This is a genomic window from Sphingobium chungangianum (genome assembly GCF_977014255.1).
In genome coordinates, this window is sequence record NZ_CDRNIV010000006.1 from 2,669,774 (window position 1) to 2,686,266 (window position 16,493).

Sequence of the window (16,493 nt, forward strand, 5' to 3'; positions counted from 1 at the left end):
GCGGCTTTGCCCCGCGCGCCTTTTCCTTGCGGCCAACCGGATTTGGCCGCCGCGCAAGCTGAGTTGAGCCTTTTTCCGGTTTCCCTTTTGTTCCCGGTCGCCTAAGCGATTGGAGTGATCGACCCCACTGCCCTGCCCGCCCTTCATGCCAGCCATGGTGGGATCTGGTTGCGCGAGGGTGAAGACACCCGGGCGGTTGCAAAGGGAGCGGCCATCGCCTGCGCCGCAGAGACACCCACTTTGCTGCTCAATGCGCCGCTGACGGGGCAACGGCTCGGCTATCCTGAACTTAACGGCCTAGACCTGCTGGAGCTTTGGGCTTTCGTCCACCCGGCCCGCTTCCTTGTTCCCACGCCCAAGGGCCTTGCCGAAGCGCTCGGCCTGGAACGGCCGAGCAGTGAAGCGGACATTCCGCAGCTGCTGCAAGCCGCCACCGCCGCGCTGCTGGACATGCTCGGATCGCCTTCATGGACCGAGCGGGAAGGCGGCTGGACTTCCGCCCAAACGCTGCACCGCCTCCGCTGGCCATGGGCGCCGCTGATCGCGCCCCGGATAAGCCGACCGTCCGAAGCGGAACGCTGGCTTTTCTCCCGCCTGCCCGAATGGGAGGAAACACCGCCGCGTCCAGCCCCGCGCACCATCTCCCTCGACGAAGAGGCGGTGTTGGCGCGGTTGGCGCATCTGACCGGTAGCGAGGCGGAAGCCCGGCCGGGGCAGCGCGCTTATGCGGCGGCAGCCGTGGAAAGCTTCCGCCCGCGACAACATCGGGATCAACCCAACATGCTGCTGGCGGAGGCTGGCACCGGGATCGGCAAGACATTGGGCTACCTCGCCCCGGCCTCGCTTTGGGCATCGCAGGCGCAAGGCACGGTGTGGATATCGACCTATACCAAAGCGCTCCAACGGCAGCTTGACCGCGAAAGCCTGCGCCTCTTCCCCGATCCGGCAACGGCAGCGCGGCGGATCGTCGTACGCAAGGGGCGCGAAAATTACCTCTGCCTGCTGAACCTGGAAGATGCATTGCAGGGCGGTTTTTCCGGCCGCGCGGCGATCCTGGCCCAACTCGTCGCGCGCTGGGCGGCGTTCAGCAAAGACGGCGACATGGTCGGCGGCGACCTGCCGGGCTGGCTGCCGACATTGTTCCGCCGCAATGGATCGACCGCGTTGACCGACCGCCGGGGCGAATGCATCTACGCGGGCTGTCCGCATTATCGAAAATGCTTCATCGAACGATCGGCGCGCGCCTCGGCCGACGCGGACATCGTCATCGCCAATCACGCCCTCGTCATGATCAACGCCGCGCGCGGTCGTGAGACAGGCCAGCGGCCCCAGCGCATCATCTTCGATGAGGGCCATCACCTTTTCGACGCGGCCGACTCCACCTTTTCCGTCGCCTTGTCAGGGCAGGAAGCCATCGAGCTGCGCCGCTGGGTCATGGGACCTGAAGGCAATTCGCGCGGTCGGCGGCGCGGTCTTGCCGCCCGCCTTTCGGATCTGGCCAGCTATGACGAGGAAGGCGGCCAGGCGATCCGCGCGGCGGCGGACGCCGCGCGCGCGCTGCCAGCCGATGAGTGGCTGAAACGGATCGTCGCGGGGGAACCCTTCGGACCACTTGAACAGCTGCTCGCCGCGGTGCGTGGCACCGTCTATGCCCGCGCCGCCGACGTTGGGGAAGCGGACACAGGCTATGGACTGGAAACGGAAGTTGCCGAGCCAGATGGCCCGCTGGTCGAAGCCGCGCAGGAGGCGGCGCTGGCGCTCGACGCTTTGCTGCGGCCGCTCAACCGGCTTAGCAAACGGCTGGAGGCAGTCATCGAGGATGCGCCCGATTGGCTCGACGGCGCAGCCCGCGCACGGATCGAAGGCGCGATTGCTTCGCTCGGCTGGCGGTGCGACCTCATCGCCGCTTGGCTCGCGCTGCTGGCCCGGATCGGCGGCCCGGCTGATGCGGATTTCGTCGACTGGATGACGGTCGATCGCATCGAAGGCCGGGAATTCGACATCGGCATCCATCGCCACTGGCTGGACCCTACCCGGCCCCTGGCTGAAACCGTGCTGAAACCTGCTCAGGGCGTGCTTGTCACCTCCGCGACGCTCAAGGGCGGCGGTGACTGGGACAATGCGGAAAGCCGCAGCGGGGCGAGCCATCTCCCGCACGGTGCCCAACGGTTCGAAGCGGCAAGCCCGTTCGACTATCCCGGCCGCGCCGAGGTGCTGGTCGTCACCGACATCAAGCGCGGCGACATTGCCGCACTGTCAGGCGCCTATGGGCGCCTGATCGAGGCCGCAGGCGGTGGCACGCTCGGCCTGTTTACGGCTATACGGCGGCTGCGCGCAGTCCATGCCCGCATCGCCGATCGTCTGGCGCGGGCGGGCCTGCCGCTCTACGCCCAGCATGTCGATCCGATGGACACCGGAACGCTGATCGACATTTTCCGCGATGACCCGCGTGCTTCGCTCCTCGGCACGGACGCCTTGCGCGACGGGGTCGATGTGCCCGGCCATTCGCTGCGGCTCGTCGTCATGGAGGGCGTTCCCTGGTCGAAGCCCACGGTGCTGCACGCCGCCCGCCGTCTCGCAGGAGGGGGCGCCGCCTATGACGATCGGCTCATCCGCGCGCGCCTTGCCCAGGCCTTCGGCCGCCTCATCCGCCGCGCCGAGGATCGCGGCAGCTTCGTCATATTGTCGGCCGCGATGCCCAGTCGTCTGCTCAGCGCCTTTCCACCGGGGACGCCCATTCGCCGCGTCACCCTTGACGAAGCGATCATTGCGGTCAGCGCCCATTGCCACGCTGGCCTTGGCGACGGCATGCCGCTAGGGCAACGAGGACACGAATCCGGCATTCCCGACCTGGAGCAAAGATGAAGCGGTTGACCCTGTTGCGCCACGCCAAGTCCGACTGGGACGATCCGGTAGAGCGGGATTTCGACCGGCCGCTGAACCGGCGCGGGGAAAAGGCGGCGCTGCTGATCGGTCAATACGCCCGCAGCCGGAAAATGCAGTTCGACTTTCTCGTCGCATCTCCCGCGGTGCGGGTCGTGCAGACTCTCGACACCTTCCTTGAAGGCTACGGCCAGCCGCTCGATCCTCATTGGGATCGCCGCATATATCTGGCGTCCGTGGCAACGCTGCTGGATGTGCTGCGCGACCTGCCCGACACTGCAAGCAACGTGATCTTGGCGGGACATAATCCCGGCCTTGAGGAACTGATCCTGGAACTGGTGCCGGACAATAACGCCAGCCCGCTACGCGGCGATGTGGAAGTGAAGTTTCCAACCGCCAGCATCGCGGTTCTGGATATGGATGTCGATGCCTGGGCGGACGTCGCGCCGAACGCGGGAACGCTGATGAGCTTCACCCGCCCGCGTGATCTGGATCCGGCGCTAGGCCCGGAATCGCGTTAAATCAGCTGTTATAATTGACCAAGGTCGCTGCTGGCGCAGAGTGAGTTCAACCCGGACCACCCACCTCCGTTCGGGCTGAGCTTGTCGAAGCCCTCTTCTTTTTGAGGGGCAGTAAAGCCCTTCGACAAGCTTGGGGCGAACCGGTTTAAAGGGCGGCACTAAGTTAGAGCACGAAGCGCTAAGTAAACACGAGGCGCTGAACTTACTCCCCAATAGCCTTCGACAAGGCCGCCCGGATCGCCTGAAGCCGATCCAGCAAATCCGCACCCCCCTCAGGCTTGACCGAAACAGCAGGAGCCGGAACAGCGACGGGTTTCGCCACGGCTATCCCATCGGCAAGCGCCTTTTGCGCGCCCCGCACCGTGAAGCCCTCTTCGTTCAACAACTGATTGATGCGCCTGACCAGCGCCACATCCGCTGGCCTGTAATAGCGGCGATTACCCGACCGCTGGAGAGGACGCAGTTGGGGAAAACGCGTTTCCCAGTAACGCAGAATATGCTGCGGAAGCCCCAGTTCCCCGGACAGCTCGCTAATCGTCAGGAACGCACCCTCTGCCTTTTCCATGGGTCCGATGTTGCACCTATCAGGGCGCAAAGGTCAACCATGCGCGGGATTAACTGGCAGCTATCCTTAGGGCCTAACCTATCAGGATGCGGCAACGCGGTCCCGCATGGTCTGGCTGGCGCGGAAGGTCAACACGCGGCGCGGTTCGATGGGCACCTCAACCCCTGTCTTGGGATTACGGCCCATGCGCTGGGTCTTGTCGCGCAGAACGAAGGTGCCAAAGCTCGATATCTTCACATTTTCCCCGCGTTCCAGTGCGGAGGTCATATGTTCCAATATGGACTCGATAAGCGCGGCGGCCTCGGATCGTGAAAGGCCAATATGACGATTGACGCTTTCCGCCAGATCTGCGCGTGTCAGGGTGCCATTGCCAGTCATCGAACGTCCCCACCTTCATTCGCCGGGTCAATGCCGACGACAATGGTAAATTGTGCGATAAGCTGAGTGATTCGGCAAGATGACTCGCCGAAGAAAGTCAAAGAATTCCGGGTAGATGCCTTGGCTTAGACCCGAAGGACGCAAGCGCCCCAGGTAAAGCCCCCGCCCATCGCCTCCAGCACGAGCAGGTCGCCGGACTTAATCCGGCCGTCACGCATGGCCAGATCAAGCGCCAATGGCACCGAAGCGGCGGAAGTATTGGCGTGGCGATCCACCGTCATGACGACCCGATCGGGCGACAGCTTCAGCTTCCGCGCGGTGGCATCCAGAATGCGCGCATTCGCCTGATGAGGGATCAGCCAGTCAATCTGGTCCGTGCCGAGGCCTGCTATTTCCATGACCTCGGTCAGTACCGAGGCAAGGTTGACGACCGCATGGCGGAAGACTTCCTGCCCCTTCATGCGCAGCTTGCCGACCGTCTTCGTCGTCGAAGGCCCGCCATCGACATAGAGAAGCTGGTTGTGCCGACCGTCAGCATGCAGCTTTGAGGCCAATATGCCGCGCGCGCCGTCTGCGCTTTCCTCCGCGCCCAGTACGATCGCCCCCGCGCCGTCCCCGAACAGGACGCAGGTCGTCCGATCTTCCCAGTCGAGAATGCGGCTGAACGTCTCCGACCCGATCACCAGCGCCTTTTGCGCGGCGCCAGACTGGATCATGCTGTCCGCCACCGTCACCGCGTAGAGGAAGCCCGAGCACACAGCCGCGACGTCGAACGCCACGCAATCATTGATTCCGAGCGCTGCCTGCACAATGGTCGCGCTGGCGGGAAAGGTCTGGTCCGGCGTGGCCGTCGCCAGAATGATGAGGTCGATATCCTGCGCCGCCAGACCCGCCGCATCCAGTGCCGCGCAAGCAGCATCGGTCGCAAGGCTTGCGGTTGTTTCGCCCTCGCCCGCGATGTGGCGATTGCGGATGCCGGTGCGCTCGACGATCCATTCGTCGCTCGTGTCCACGGTCTCCGCTAGTTCAGCATTGCTGACAGCGCGAACCGGGAGAGCCGACCCCGTACCCAGAAGAACGGACCTGCGAATCACTTTGCGGCGAGCTCCTGTTTGGACGCCACGGCCGAAAGCGCGCTAACACCCGCCATGTCGGCGGCGATACGCCGCGTAATATCTTCTTCCAACAGCCGCGCAGCAACATGGACGGCATTGGCGACGCCCTTGTCATTGGCGTTGCCATGACTTTTCACCACAACACCGTTCAGGCCCAGAAACACCGCACCATTATGGTTGTTGGGGTCCAGATGATGTTTGAGCAGGTGCATGGCGGGCTTGGAAATCAGGAATCCGATCTTGGACCGGATAGAACTGGTAAAGGCCGTCCGCAGCAGGTCGGTGACGAAACGGGCCGTGCCCTCCGCCGTCTTCAGCGCCACATTGCCGGAAAAACCGTCGCTGACGATCACATCAGCCTCACCACGTCCTATCTTGTCACCTTCGGTAAAGCCATCGAACGACAGAGGCAGGCTCGTCGCAGCGCGAAGAATCGCGGCAGCGTCACGGATTTCTTCCGTGCCCTTCATGTCTTCCGTGCCGATGTTCATGATGCGAACGCGCGGGCGCTCAAGATCGAAAGCGATGCGCGCATAGGCCGCGCCCATCACCGCAAACTGCACCAGGTTGCGGGCGTCGCACTCTGTATTGGCGCCCAGGTCCAGCATGACCACGTCATTGTCGCCGAGCGTAGGCAGCAAAGCCGCCAGAGCGGGCCGATCAATCCCCGGCATGGTACGCAGCGCCAGCTTGGCCATCGCCATCAACGCGCCGGTATTACCCGACGAGACCGCAGCGCCCGCCTCGCCAGCCTTCACCGCAGCGATCGCCATGCTCATGGAGCTGGCCTTCTTGCGGATGGCGGCGCTGGGCTTGTCCCCCGCAGACACGACATCGCTGGCGTGCACCACTTCGGAAGCGGCACGCAGATTCGGATGATTGTCGAGCGCGGCCTTGATCCGCGCCTCGTCTCCGAAAAGGGTGAAGCGTAGCCCTTCGTGGCGGTGACGGGCGAGCGCTACACCCGCCATCATCACGCGCACGCCTTCATCCCCGCCCATCGCGTCGATTGCGATTCGCGGTTGGCTGGACACTTCAGGACACCTTTGCAGGAGGGAGTGTGTCGTCAGGCCCCGACGGCAACGACTTCGCGGCCGTTATAGTGGCCGCAGGCGTCGCACAGATTATGCGGGCGCTTGAGTTCACCGCAGTTCGAGCATTCCTGGAACGCTTCAACGCGCAGCGCGTCGTGGCTGCGACGCATGCCGCGACGGGACGGGGAAGTTTTCCTCTTGGGGACAGCCATGTCGGCACCTTATTCCATAATTAGATCTGGTTAAGCGACTGGCCGAAATCCGATGAATATCGACGCCACAGGCGCCGCAGACCCATGCGGCCCGGGTGATCGCGAAGCCCTGCGCCTATAGCGTTTTTTGGCAGGGGCGCAAGTCCTTCCTTGCCCCGAAACGATGGCCGCCTATTGTACCGCCAACGTAAGGATAGGGAGAAACATGCGATGCTGTTGCCGATCACGCTGACCTTGGCCGCTGCCTGCGCGCTTCTCAACCTGTGGCTCGCATTTCGCTGCGCCCGGATTCGCGTCGGCAGCAAGGTGTTGCATGGCGATGGCGGCGATCAATTGCTTGCGCGCCGGATACGCGCGCATGCGAACTTCGCCGAATATACGCCGATCATCCTCATTCTCTTCGCGCTGGTCGAATTGGCTATCGGATCGCCGCTGTGGCTGTGGATAGGCGCGCTGACCTATGTCATCGCGCGCGCTTCGCACGGGATAGGCATGGACGCGGATCGCCCTAACGCCTGGCGGGCAAGCGGCGCGATGCTCACCTGGGTAGTGACGGCGGCGCTGGCAGTGGCTGCCCTCTATGTTGCCTATCATGCGACCCGTGCGGTGCCTGCGCCACCAGCCATGGCCGCGCGCTAGCCGTTAGCCGAGGACCGCATCACCAACGAAGGGATTGGTGCGGCGCTCATGGGCGAAATCGCTCATCGGGCCGTGGCCTGGCACGAAGGCAGTGTCGCCACCCAGCGGCCAAAGCTTGCCCGTGATGGCGTCGATCAGCTGCTGGTGATTGCCCATCGGGAAATCCGTGCGGCCGATCGATCCCTGGAACAGCACGTCGCCGACGATCGCCAGCTTGCTGGGCGCGTGATGGAACACGACATGGCCGGGCGTGTGGCCCGGGCAATGATAGACGTCCAGCACCAGATCGCCGACCGTCACCTGATCGCCATCGGCCAGCCAGCGGTCAGGATCGAAGATCTTTCCGTTCACGCCGTAATTGCGGCCGTCCTCTTCCAGGCGGCTGATCCAGAAGCGATCGGCCTCGTGCGGCCCTTCGATCGGAACGCCGAGTTCCTTGGCCAGCACGCCTGCCTCACCGCAATGGTCGATATGGCCGTGCGTCACCAATATCTTTTCGATCGTCACACCCTGCTGCTCGGCGGCCGCCTTCAGCCGTGGCAAGTCCCCGCCCGGATCGACGAAAGCACCTCGGTTGGTGGCGGTGCACCAGAAGAGCGTGCAATTCTGCTGCAGCGGGGTGACGGGAATCAGAGCGGCTTTTAGCGGAGGCGTGGTCATGGCGGAGATGTGGCGAAGCCGAACGCGGCGCGCAAGAGCTAGGGCCGACCGACATTCAGTTCTGGCGGCCTGCAAATGGCGGTTCTCCGCGCTTCCGGTGCTCACGTACTTTGAGTACGCTGCGCTCCGGCTCACGGAAAACCACCATTTTCGGCTCGCCATATCCTGAATGTCGATCGGCCCTAGCCCGCGTCTTCCATCGCCAGCGGTTCGGCCAGGCTGATGCCATCCAGCACCTTCGCCGTCTCGTCCCGCACGCGCAGCATCACGCGATGCAGCCTGCATTCCGATTCGGGCAGGCAATTAGTGCAGGTCTCATGCGCGAATCGGCTGGCACAGGGTGTCAGCGCCAGCGATCCTCGGGTCAGCCGCACGATGTCGCCATAGCTGATGTCGACCGGAGCCAGCGCGAGCCAATAGCCCCCGTCCCGCCCGCGCTGCGTGGCCACCAGCCCTTCGCGGGAGAGTTCGGACAGGATGACCGTCAGGAACTTCGCCGGAATATTCTGCCGCGTCGCAATCTCGTTCAGCGGCACGGGGCCTTGGCGGTAGCGGTCGGCAAGATGCTGGAGAGCGCGGATGGCGTAACGGGTCTTCTGCGAAAGCATATTCCCGTTATTCGCCCCCGCGCCTCATTTGACAAGTCGCCGCGGGGCCGATCAGGCCTTCACCTTGCTCAACGCTTCTTCATAGGTGGTAGCCTTGAAGCCAACGACGGTCCGCCCGCCAACGTCCAGGATTGGCCGCTTGATCATCGACGGGTTGGTGCTCATCAGCAGGATCGCCTTTTCCGCGTCGATATGCGCCTTGTCGCCCGCGTCCAGCGCCTTGAAGGTCGTGCCGGAACGGTTGAGGATGGTTTCCCACCCATGTTCCATCACCCACTCCTCCAGCTTGCCCTTGTCCACGCCGGACACCTTATAGTCGTGGAAGCTGTAGGAGACGCGCTCATTGTCTAGGAAATTGCGCGCCTTCTTGATGGTGTCGCAATTCTTGATGCCATACATGGTAATCATGGGGGTCAGCCTTTGAACGCGGTGACTTCGATCTCGATCTTCATCTCCGGCTTGATGAGGCCAGCGACGACGCAGCTTGCCGCAGGGCGAATCTCGCCGAACACGGGCGCGGTCGCTTTGCCCAGTTCATCCCAATAGGCCGGGTCAGTGATATAATAGGTCACGCGCACGACGTCGGCGAAGGAAAAGCCTGCTTCTTCCAGCGCCTTGCCGATGACCTTCAGCGCGTTGACGCCCTGATCGACGACGCTTTCGGGCATCGTCTTGGTTTCGGGATCAGTCCCGGTCGTGCCGGCGACGAAGCACCAGTCACCCTGAACCACGGCGCGCGAATAGCCGACCTGCGCCTCGAAAGGCGAACCCGAGGAGATGAGTTTGCGGGACATGGGATTTCCTTCGAAGGGGTAGCGATGAAAGGGATCGGGCGGCTCTTGCCCCCTGCCGTCTCCCCTGTCCAGCGCCTTTTGGACAGCCATGGAACGGGCGCCCCGGTTGATCGGTTGGGCAGGCAAGGAGACATGCCATGGACCAGCCAAAGGATCAGTCGGACAAGGACCGCTTTCCCGACGATATCGAGGAAAATGACGAGCAGAGGGACAGGGGATCGCAGGCGCAGGATGTTGCCGACGACGCCCGCGCGCGCAGCACCGACCTGTCGGAGGACAGCGAACGGGGCGGAACCCCAAACCCCGCGCAGATCATCCCCGAAGACACGCCCGACCTGGTCGAGCGGATGGAGGAAATGAACCGTTCCGGACGGATCGACAATGACGCCTTCGCGGGAGAACCGCAGATGGATGATGAGGAAGACTATCTCGGCAACACCGAAGACGAGGAATAGCGCCGAGGCGGGATAAGGCGTGCCCTCCCCTTCATGCGCCTTCCAGCCCCAGCCGCTGGAGCGGCGTGCCCTAAATCGGTACTGCCCCTGTTACCGTTCGCCCTGAGCCTGTCGAAGGGTTCTACTTCTTTTTTATAAAGAAGAGGGCTTCGACATCCGAATTAGGCAAGTGACTCGTCCGGACAGCCCGAACGGAATTGAGTGATCCAGATAAAGATCACGAAGCCCTGAAGGCCCAAAGCCGCCATAACGGCGGGTAAACGGATCAGCTTAGCCGCGCGCCGCCAGCAACGCAGCCTAGGTTGGCGGGATGATCCGCCTGTGCAAATTGCTTCCTCCCCTCCTCGCCCTCCATATCCTGCTGATCGGATCGGCGGGGCCTGTCCGGGCGGAAAATCCTTCTTCGCGCTTCGGCCTGTGCCACGGCATAGGCGGGCCGGATTGCGTGGTCGATGGAGACACATTCTGGATGGCGGGGACCAAAATCCGCATCGCCGACATCGACACGCCGGAAACCCACGGGCCGCGTTGCAGTGCCGAGGGCGCGCTGGGCACGCGGGCAACGCAGCGGTTGCTGGCGCTGCTCAATGCGGGCGCCTTTTCACTCATGCCGGTAGAGCGGGAACGGGATCGCTATGGACGGACCCTGCGCATCGTGACGCGGCAGGGCCGGTCGATCGGTGCGCTGCTGGTCGCCGAAGGTCTGGCGCGCCCTTGGACCGGAGCGCGCCAGCCATGGTGCCGTAGTTAGCGGCAGCTGATACCGCCGCGGTCGATCTCGCGGCCGAGCAGAGCGCCCGCACCCGCGCCGATCAGCACGCCAGCAGTGTTCGAATAGCCGCGATCCAGCTGCCCGCCGAGCAACCCGCCCAGCGCCGCGCCGACGATCAGGCCAGTCGTGCCGTCCGAACGGCGGCAATAATAGCGATCGTCATAGCCGCGATAGATACGCGTCCCGCGCGTCACGCGGATCGGCTCATAGCCGCTGCGATAATAGCGATCGGGCCGATAGCGGCTGCCATAGCGGCGATCCGGGCGGTTCCAGTCATAGCTGTAGACAACGCCACCGGGACGGCGCCAGCCATTGTGGCGGCCATTGTCGTGGCGGCGATCATCGCCGCGCCAGCCACGGTCATGGCGATCGCGGTCGCCCCGCCAGTCGCGGTCATGTTTGCCGCCATGGCGCTCGTCATGTCGGCCATGGCCAGGCTGTGCAAAAGCAGGGGTCGCAGCAACGCCAGTCACCGTCATAGCGCCCAGCGAAAAAGCGGCGATGGCGCGCTTGATCGAGAAGTTCATGTGATGCTCCTTGCCATAATGTATCAGGCTGTTGAGCTAAACACATGAATGCCGATGGACGTTGCATGAACGGAACAAAACATTGCATTCAGCGGGCGGACAGGTTGACGGATTGCGCACACGGAAGAGTGGCGGAGTGTCGAAGTTCACACCGTTCTTGGTCGCAGAATTCTGCCATTTTCTACAGGGTCAAAGAGCCGCAGCCAGCTTAACATTGGCGGGAGGCTGTAGGACAGGGAAATAGGATTTTCAGGCACTTTTAGAAAGCGCGCTCAATGGCCTTCTGCTGGTCCGCCGTGAATGTGTCGGAAGCGGAGGCGGGTGCAGCCGCCTCATCATGATCCTGATCGCCTGAGCCGACGAACTGAATGGCCGTAAGGATCACCAGCACCGACCATAACAGCGCCATCCAGCGGCTGGTGAAGAGCGAGGAGAGCCGGACGCCGAACATAGGCGGAGGATAAGGGGCAGAAGTTAAGAGATAGTGCCTCTCCATACAGGACGGAATTTGCCGAAGCGTCACAGCCTTGCCTGACGCAGCGCAGGCAGACCCGGCAGATTGTAGGCCGTCAGAGCTCGATTGGCCAACTCAGACGTTATGCCCTTCTTTCCTATTTGACCGCGCACGTAGTTTGAAAATTTTCCGCCCCGGATGTAATCCTCACGAAGCCATCGCTTGAATTCTCCCAAGGCAGCTTCAGGATAACACCAAGGCGTTTGGGGATTCGAAATGGCCTGCGGAAAATAATCCGGATAATTGTGCTCATACTCTAGGCGATCACCGAACCGCTGTGATAAAGCATTTTTCTGCCAAAAATCGCTCCAGCAACGGCCAATACTGATGTCTGGTATCAACGCGTCGTTCGCATAAATACCTTCTTGGCCTAGAGTTACAGTAACCTCGACACTCTCCTTGAATATACTGAAATATCCCTCAGGGGCGCTGTTATAAACCAAAGAAACTCGGTCATGAAAGGGCCGCCATAGATCAGCTACATTTTGAGTAGGCTGATAATCGATAGATTCATAGATAGCATCTCTGAACCCCTTCCGTGCCAGAACGCGGAAATTGTCGCGCGCCTCTTCTTGTATATTATTCGCTTCGAAGGCGTAATATTCTATAACGGCGAGTGAAATTTCTTCTCGATAGGCATAGAAAACTCGCCCACCTACACGCACGACCACGTGCGCGGCCTCAAGCTGATGCCCATTCCTTGCTAAGATATCGCGTATTTTGTTGATGCGCGGCTTAGGGACGTCTTCGTTCCATTGGGAACTGATGGTTCCAATATGGGCGTTTTCAACTCCGCAAATAAGTGCCAATCCACGCTGCGTGAGAAAAGGAGTTCCGTCGCTGAGAACTCCCATCCCCAACGGATTTAGACGCGAACCATCCAAATCCTCAAATCCCAACTCACCTTGGGATTCGTCAGATTTAAGGCTGATTGGAAGTCGAAAAATCGAAACCATGTGACCTACTCCGCCGCAATCCCCGCAGCCTTGAACATGTCCGGATCGCTCACCTCGTCCGCATTGGCCGCATCGCCAGCCTTAAGCTGCTTCCGCCGATCAAACGCATCCCACACTTCATTCCACTGGCCGCGCGTCGCGCCCTTCGAATATTCCGTCGCGCGGGTTTCGAAGAAGTTGGCGTGCTCGACGCCGTTCAGCAGCGGCGTCAGCCACGGCAGCGGGTGCTCGTCGATCATGTAGATGGGCTTCAAACCCAGCTGTCCCAGGCGCCAGTCGGCGATGTAACGGACATATTTCTTGATGTCCTTGGGCGTCATACCGGGGACCGGACCCATTTCGAAGACGAGATCGATGAACGCGTCTTCGATCCGCACCGTCTTCTGGCACATGTCCATGATGTCGTCCTTGACCGACGGCGTCAGGCAATCGCGCTCTTTGGTGAAGGCGTGGAACAGCTTGATGATGCCTTCGCAGTGCAGCGTCTCATCGCGCACCGACCAGGTGACGATCTGGCCCATGCCCTTCATCTTGTTGAAGCGCGGGAAGTTCATCAGCATGGCGAAGGAAGCGAAGAGCTGGAGCCCTTCGGTAAAGCCGCCGAACATCGCCAGCGTCTTGGCGATATCCTCGTCCGTATCGACGCCGAACTGGCTCAGATAGTCATGCTTATCCTTCATCTCCTTATACTGCATGAACGCCGAATATTCGGTTTCAGGCATGCCGATCGTGTCGAGCAGATGGCTGTAGGCGGCGATGTGGACCGTTTCCATGTTGCTGAACGCGGTCAGCATCATCTTGACCTCGGTCGGCTTGAACACGCGGCCATATTTTTCGTGATAGCAGTCCTGCACTTCCACGTCCGCCTGGGTGAAGAAGCGGAAAATCTGGGTCAGCAGGTTGCGTTCGTGATCGGACAGCTTTTGCGCCCAATCGCGGCAATCCTCGCCCAGAGGCACTTCCTCGGGCAGCCAGTGGAGTTGCTGCTGGCGCTTCCAGAATTCATAGGCCCAGGGATATTCGAAAGGCTTGTAGACCTTGCTGGCTTGAAGAAGGGGCATTGGGTCGGCTCCGCGAATTAATGGACAAGCGCAACCTGCGCGGGCGCGGGACGTTCAGTCCCTGTCATTCCCGGCACAGGAGCAATATGATGGTTGATCTTACCAGCATCAAGGAACATGCTGAGGTTATTGGCGCTGATGGCGTCCATGTCGGCACTGTCGATCACGTCGATGGCGATCGTATCAAGCTGATCAAGGCGGATAGCGGCCAGGGAAGTCACTCCGGGCATCATCATTATATCAGCCAGGGACTGATCGCCGGGGTTGACGAGGATGGCACTGTGCGGCTGTCTGCGACCGGTGCCAACGCCGTCCTCTTTGAAGAAGAACAGGACGAGGGGTAAGGCCTCCGGGGCTGAATGTGTGGGCGCGGTCAGCGTTGCCGCCGCCGCGCCCATCCCCCCCATTAACTCATTGGCACGCAAGACATTCGTCATAGTCTGTGCTTCCCCCAGCCAGCTCGAATTTCGGTGCGTCGATCGTGTTGTCGGCTTCCACGCCCCCCGCAAACCCCGCGCGCTGCACCGACTTTGACCGCAGATAGTAAAGCGACTTGATGCCCAGCTCCCACGCACGGAAGTGGAGCATCATCAGGTCCCACTTTTCCACGTCCGCCGGAATGAACAGGTTGAGCGACTGCGCCTGATCGATGAAGGGCGTCCGGTCGGCGGCGAGTTCGAGCAGCCAGCGCTGGTCGATTTCGAAGCTAGTCTTGAACGTGTCCTTTTCTTCCTGGCTCAGGAAATCGAGATGCTGCACCGACCCGCCGCGTTCGAGGATCGTGTTCCAGACGTTGGTCGAATCCTTCGACTTGTCGCGCAGGATCTTTTCCAGATAGGGGTTCTTCACCACGAAGCTGCCGGACAGCGTCTTGTGTGTGTAGATGTTCGCCGGGATCGGCTCGATACAGGCGCTAGTGCCGCCGCAGATGATGCTGATCGACGCGGTGGGCGCGATCGCCATCTTGCAGCTGAACCGCTCCATCACGCCCATGTCGGCGGCGTCGGGGCACGGCCCACGCTCGACCGCGAGCTGCATCGAGGCGTCGTTCACCTTCTCGCTGATATGCTTGAAGATGCGCAGGTTCCAGCTCTTGGCCATCGCCCCTTCGAAGGGAAGGCCACGGGCCTGGAGGAAGGAGTGGAACCCCATCACCCCCAGGCCCACTGACCGTTCACGTCCCGCGGAATATTTCGCCCGCGCCATTTCGTCCGGCGCACGGTCGATATAGTCCTGCAGCACATTGTCGAGGAAGCGCATGACGTCCTCGACAAAGACGGGGTCCTTATTCCATTCGTCCCAGGTTTCCAGATTCAGGGACGAAAGGCAGCAAACCGCCGTCCGGTCATTGCCGAGATGGTCGCGACCCGTCGGCAGTGTGATTTCTGAACAAAGATTGGAAGTCGAAACTTTCAGGCCGAGATCGCGATGATGCTTGGGCATCATGCTGTTCACGGTGTCGGAGAAGACGATATAGGGCTCGCCGGTCGCCAGGCGGGTTTCCACCAGCTTCTGGAACAGGCTGCGCGCATCGACCGTGCCACGGACGGAACCGTCCTTGGGCGATTTGAGCGAGAACTCAGCGCCGGTGCGGACCGCCTCCATGAACTCGTCGGTCAGCAGGACGCCGTGGTGGAGGTTCAATGCCTTGCGGTTGAAGTCGCCGCTGGGCTTGCGGATTTCGAGGAACTCCTCGATCTCCGGATGAGAGACGTCGAGATAGCAGGCGGCAGACCCGCGGCGCAGACTGCCCTGGCTGATCGCGAGGGTGAGCGAATCCATCACGCGGACGAAGGGGATGATGCCGCTGGTCTTGCCATTGAGGCCGACCGGCTCGCCAATGCCGCGCACGCTGCCCCAATAGGTGCCGATGCCGCCACCGCGCGAGGCCAGCCACACATTCTCGTTCCAGGTGTTGACGATGCCTTCCAGGCTGTCATCGACGCTGTTCAGATAGCAGCTGATCGGCAGGCCGCGCCCGGTGCCGCCATTGGACAGCACGGGCGTCGCGGGCATGAACCACAGGCGCGAAATATAGTCGTAGACGCGCTGGGCATGGCCCTGATCATCGGCATAGGCGGCGGCGACGCGGGCGAACAGGTCCTGGTAATTTTCGCCGGGCAGCAGATAGCGGTCCTTCAGCGTGTCCTTGCCGAACTCGGTGAGCAGCGCATCGCGGCTTTCGTCCGTGACCACGTCGAACCGGCGCGCCTGGATGGACGATGAAGAACGCACGGCTTCCTTGGCTGGCGCAGCCTTCTTTTCCGCCACTGCTTCCACCACTTCGTCGATTACCGTCGCCACGTCACTTGCACCTGTCTGTTCGCTGTCACGAAAATCCATTCCGAGCCCCCGAATGTTCCTGTTTCGTTCGATTCGGTCAAGCCTCATCTTGTAAGGCCGCCCGGAACGGCAGCGGGGTGCGCCAGCAGTGGATCGCATGAGACAAAACGCCTCTCGCCCGGAAAACGGTCCGGCCGGTGCAATCACAATCTGTTGGGTAACCCCCGTTAACCCGATACAAGGGATAGTGCCACAGCTTGATCTGCTTGCAAGAGGGTAAATGACGGTATGAAGACTCCGGGCGGCGGAGGAGATGCTATCTGCATGGCATGGCGGTCATCCTGCATTGCAGCGACGCGCCGACTTCCCACGGTCCTGCAAAAGGCAAGGGAAACAATTTGAGAACGAAAATAATTTTCGCTTAGGCCCGAAATTGCCGGGATCAGGTCAGCACCCCTGCCCTGTTCCGCTAAGGATGGTGGTTCATCCACAATTTATCCACAAGCTGATGTGGAT

General features: G+C 61.6%; 20 protein-coding genes. 6 read left to right on the forward strand and 14 right to left on the reverse strand.

Annotated features, from left to right (window positions below):
• The first annotated feature begins 114 nt into the window (after positions 1–114).
• On the forward strand, positions 115–2,865 hold the full coding sequence (locus ACWNC0_RS20200) for an ATP-dependent DNA helicase (RefSeq protein ID WP_449474229.1): 2,751 nt from the start codon (positions 115–117) through the stop codon (positions 2,863–2,865).
• Entirely contained in the window at positions 2,862–3,404 is a 543-nt protein-coding gene (locus ACWNC0_RS20205) for a SixA phosphatase family protein (RefSeq protein WP_449474231.1), read from the forward strand. The genes ACWNC0_RS20200 and ACWNC0_RS20205 overlap by 4 nt, the downstream gene beginning before the upstream one ends.
• Before the next feature lie 202 nt (positions 3,405–3,606).
• Here ACWNC0_RS20205 and ACWNC0_RS20210 read toward each other — a convergent pair whose 3' ends face one another.
• From ACWNC0_RS20210 to rpmF, 5 genes are all read right to left on the reverse strand, one after another.
• A complete protein-coding gene (locus ACWNC0_RS20210) occupies positions 3,607–3,969 on the reverse strand; it encodes a MerR family transcriptional regulator (protein ID WP_449474232.1) in 363 nt (120 codons plus the stop codon).
• A gap of 81 nt (positions 3,970–4,050) precedes the next feature.
• Complete coding sequence (ihfA, locus tag ACWNC0_RS20215; protein WP_449474233.1) at positions 4,051–4,347, reverse strand: integration host factor subunit alpha; 297 nt, start codon at positions 4,345–4,347, stop codon at positions 4,051–4,053.
• A gap of 125 nt (positions 4,348–4,472) precedes the next feature.
• Positions 4,473–5,441 (reverse strand): beta-ketoacyl-ACP synthase III, encoded by a 969-nt coding sequence (locus tag ACWNC0_RS20220; protein WP_449474235.1) that lies wholly within the window; start codon positions 5,439–5,441, stop codon positions 4,473–4,475.
• Complete coding sequence (gene plsX / locus ACWNC0_RS20225; RefSeq protein ID WP_449474679.1) at positions 5,438–6,463, reverse strand: phosphate acyltransferase PlsX; 1,026 nt, start codon at positions 6,461–6,463, stop codon at positions 5,438–5,440. The genes ACWNC0_RS20220 and plsX overlap by 4 nt, the downstream gene beginning before the upstream one ends.
• 65 nt (positions 6,464–6,528) lie before the next feature.
• Positions 6,529–6,708 carry a 50S ribosomal protein L32 gene (rpmF, locus tag ACWNC0_RS20230; RefSeq protein ID WP_081570365.1) on the reverse strand — a complete coding sequence of 60 codons (180 nt, stop codon included), beginning with the start codon at positions 6,706–6,708 and terminating at the stop codon, positions 6,529–6,531.
• A gap of 210 nt (positions 6,709–6,918) precedes the next feature.
• Here rpmF and ACWNC0_RS20235 point away from each other — a divergent pair, with 210 nt between their 5' ends.
• Positions 6,919–7,347 (forward strand): MAPEG family protein, encoded by a 429-nt coding sequence (locus ACWNC0_RS20235; RefSeq protein ID WP_449474236.1) that lies wholly within the window; start codon positions 6,919–6,921, stop codon positions 7,345–7,347.
• 3 nt (positions 7,348–7,350) lie between these two features.
• On the opposite strand, the gene ACWNC0_RS20240 is transcribed toward ACWNC0_RS20235, so the two are convergent.
• The 4 genes from ACWNC0_RS20240 to ACWNC0_RS20255 all read right to left on the reverse strand — a co-directional run bounded on the left by ACWNC0_RS20240 (position 7,351) and on the right by ACWNC0_RS20255 (position 9,409).
• Positions 7,351–8,007 carry an MBL fold metallo-hydrolase gene (locus ACWNC0_RS20240; RefSeq protein ID WP_449474237.1) on the reverse strand — a complete coding sequence of 219 codons (657 nt, stop codon included), beginning with the start codon at positions 8,005–8,007 and terminating at the stop codon, positions 7,351–7,353.
• A gap of 182 nt (positions 8,008–8,189) precedes the next feature.
• Positions 8,190–8,615 (reverse strand): RrF2 family transcriptional regulator, encoded by a 426-nt coding sequence (locus ACWNC0_RS20245; protein WP_196224625.1) that lies wholly within the window; start codon positions 8,613–8,615, stop codon positions 8,190–8,192.
• A 51-nt stretch (positions 8,616–8,666) separates the two neighbouring features.
• Complete coding sequence (locus tag ACWNC0_RS20250) at positions 8,667–9,023, reverse strand: ArsC family reductase (protein ID WP_196224626.1); 357 nt, start codon at positions 9,021–9,023, stop codon at positions 8,667–8,669.
• Positions 9,024–9,028: 5 nt separating this feature from the next.
• Positions 9,029–9,409 (reverse strand): RidA family protein, encoded by a 381-nt coding sequence (locus ACWNC0_RS20255; protein ID WP_449474239.1) that lies wholly within the window; start codon positions 9,407–9,409, stop codon positions 9,029–9,031.
• Positions 9,410–9,546: 137 nt separating this feature from the next.
• Here ACWNC0_RS20255 and ACWNC0_RS20260 point away from each other — a divergent pair, with 137 nt between their 5' ends.
• A complete protein-coding gene (locus tag ACWNC0_RS20260) occupies positions 9,547–9,864 on the forward strand; it encodes a hypothetical protein (RefSeq protein WP_449474241.1) in 318 nt (105 codons plus the stop codon).
• 310 nt (positions 9,865–10,174) lie between these two features.
• The gene (locus ACWNC0_RS20265; RefSeq protein ID WP_449474243.1) at positions 10,175–10,615 is read left to right on the forward strand and encodes a thermonuclease family protein; all 441 of its coding nucleotides are present in this window, start codon (positions 10,175–10,177) and stop codon (positions 10,613–10,615) included.
• On the opposite strand, the gene ACWNC0_RS20270 is transcribed toward ACWNC0_RS20265, so the two are convergent.
• The 4 genes from ACWNC0_RS20270 to ACWNC0_RS20285 all read right to left on the reverse strand — a co-directional run bounded on the left by ACWNC0_RS20270 (position 10,612) and on the right by ACWNC0_RS20285 (position 13,694).
• Positions 10,612–11,163, reverse strand: coding sequence for a glycine zipper 2TM domain-containing protein (locus ACWNC0_RS20270; protein WP_449474244.1), 552 nt, complete (start codon positions 11,161–11,163; stop codon positions 10,612–10,614). The genes ACWNC0_RS20265 and ACWNC0_RS20270 overlap by 4 nt on opposite strands.
• Positions 11,164–11,422: 259 nt before the next feature.
• A complete protein-coding gene (locus ACWNC0_RS20275; protein ID WP_449474246.1) occupies positions 11,423–11,614 on the reverse strand; it encodes a hypothetical protein in 192 nt (63 codons plus the stop codon).
• 68 nt (positions 11,615–11,682) lie between these two features.
• Positions 11,683–12,633, reverse strand: a complete 951-nt coding sequence (locus tag ACWNC0_RS20280; RefSeq protein ID WP_449474247.1) for a hypothetical protein — start codon at positions 12,631–12,633, stop codon at positions 11,683–11,685.
• A 5-nt stretch (positions 12,634–12,638) separates the two neighbouring features.
• Positions 12,639–13,694: a ribonucleotide-diphosphate reductase subunit beta gene (locus tag ACWNC0_RS20285; protein WP_449474249.1), complete on the reverse strand. Its 1,056-nt coding sequence runs from the start codon at positions 13,692–13,694 to the stop codon at positions 12,639–12,641.
• Between the two features lie 89 nt (positions 13,695–13,783).
• On the opposite strand from ACWNC0_RS20285, the gene ACWNC0_RS20290 reads away from it, so the two are divergent.
• On the forward strand, positions 13,784–14,038 hold the full coding sequence (locus ACWNC0_RS20290) for a DUF2171 domain-containing protein (RefSeq protein ID WP_449474680.1): 255 nt from the start codon (positions 13,784–13,786) through the stop codon (positions 14,036–14,038).
• 67 nt (positions 14,039–14,105) lie between these two features.
• Here ACWNC0_RS20290 and ACWNC0_RS20295 read toward each other — a convergent pair whose 3' ends face one another.
• Positions 14,106–16,037 carry a ribonucleoside-diphosphate reductase subunit alpha gene (locus ACWNC0_RS20295; RefSeq protein ID WP_449474250.1) on the reverse strand — a complete coding sequence of 644 codons (1,932 nt, stop codon included), beginning with the start codon at positions 16,035–16,037 and terminating at the stop codon, positions 14,106–14,108.
• Between the last annotated feature and the right edge of the window lie 456 nt (positions 16,038–16,493).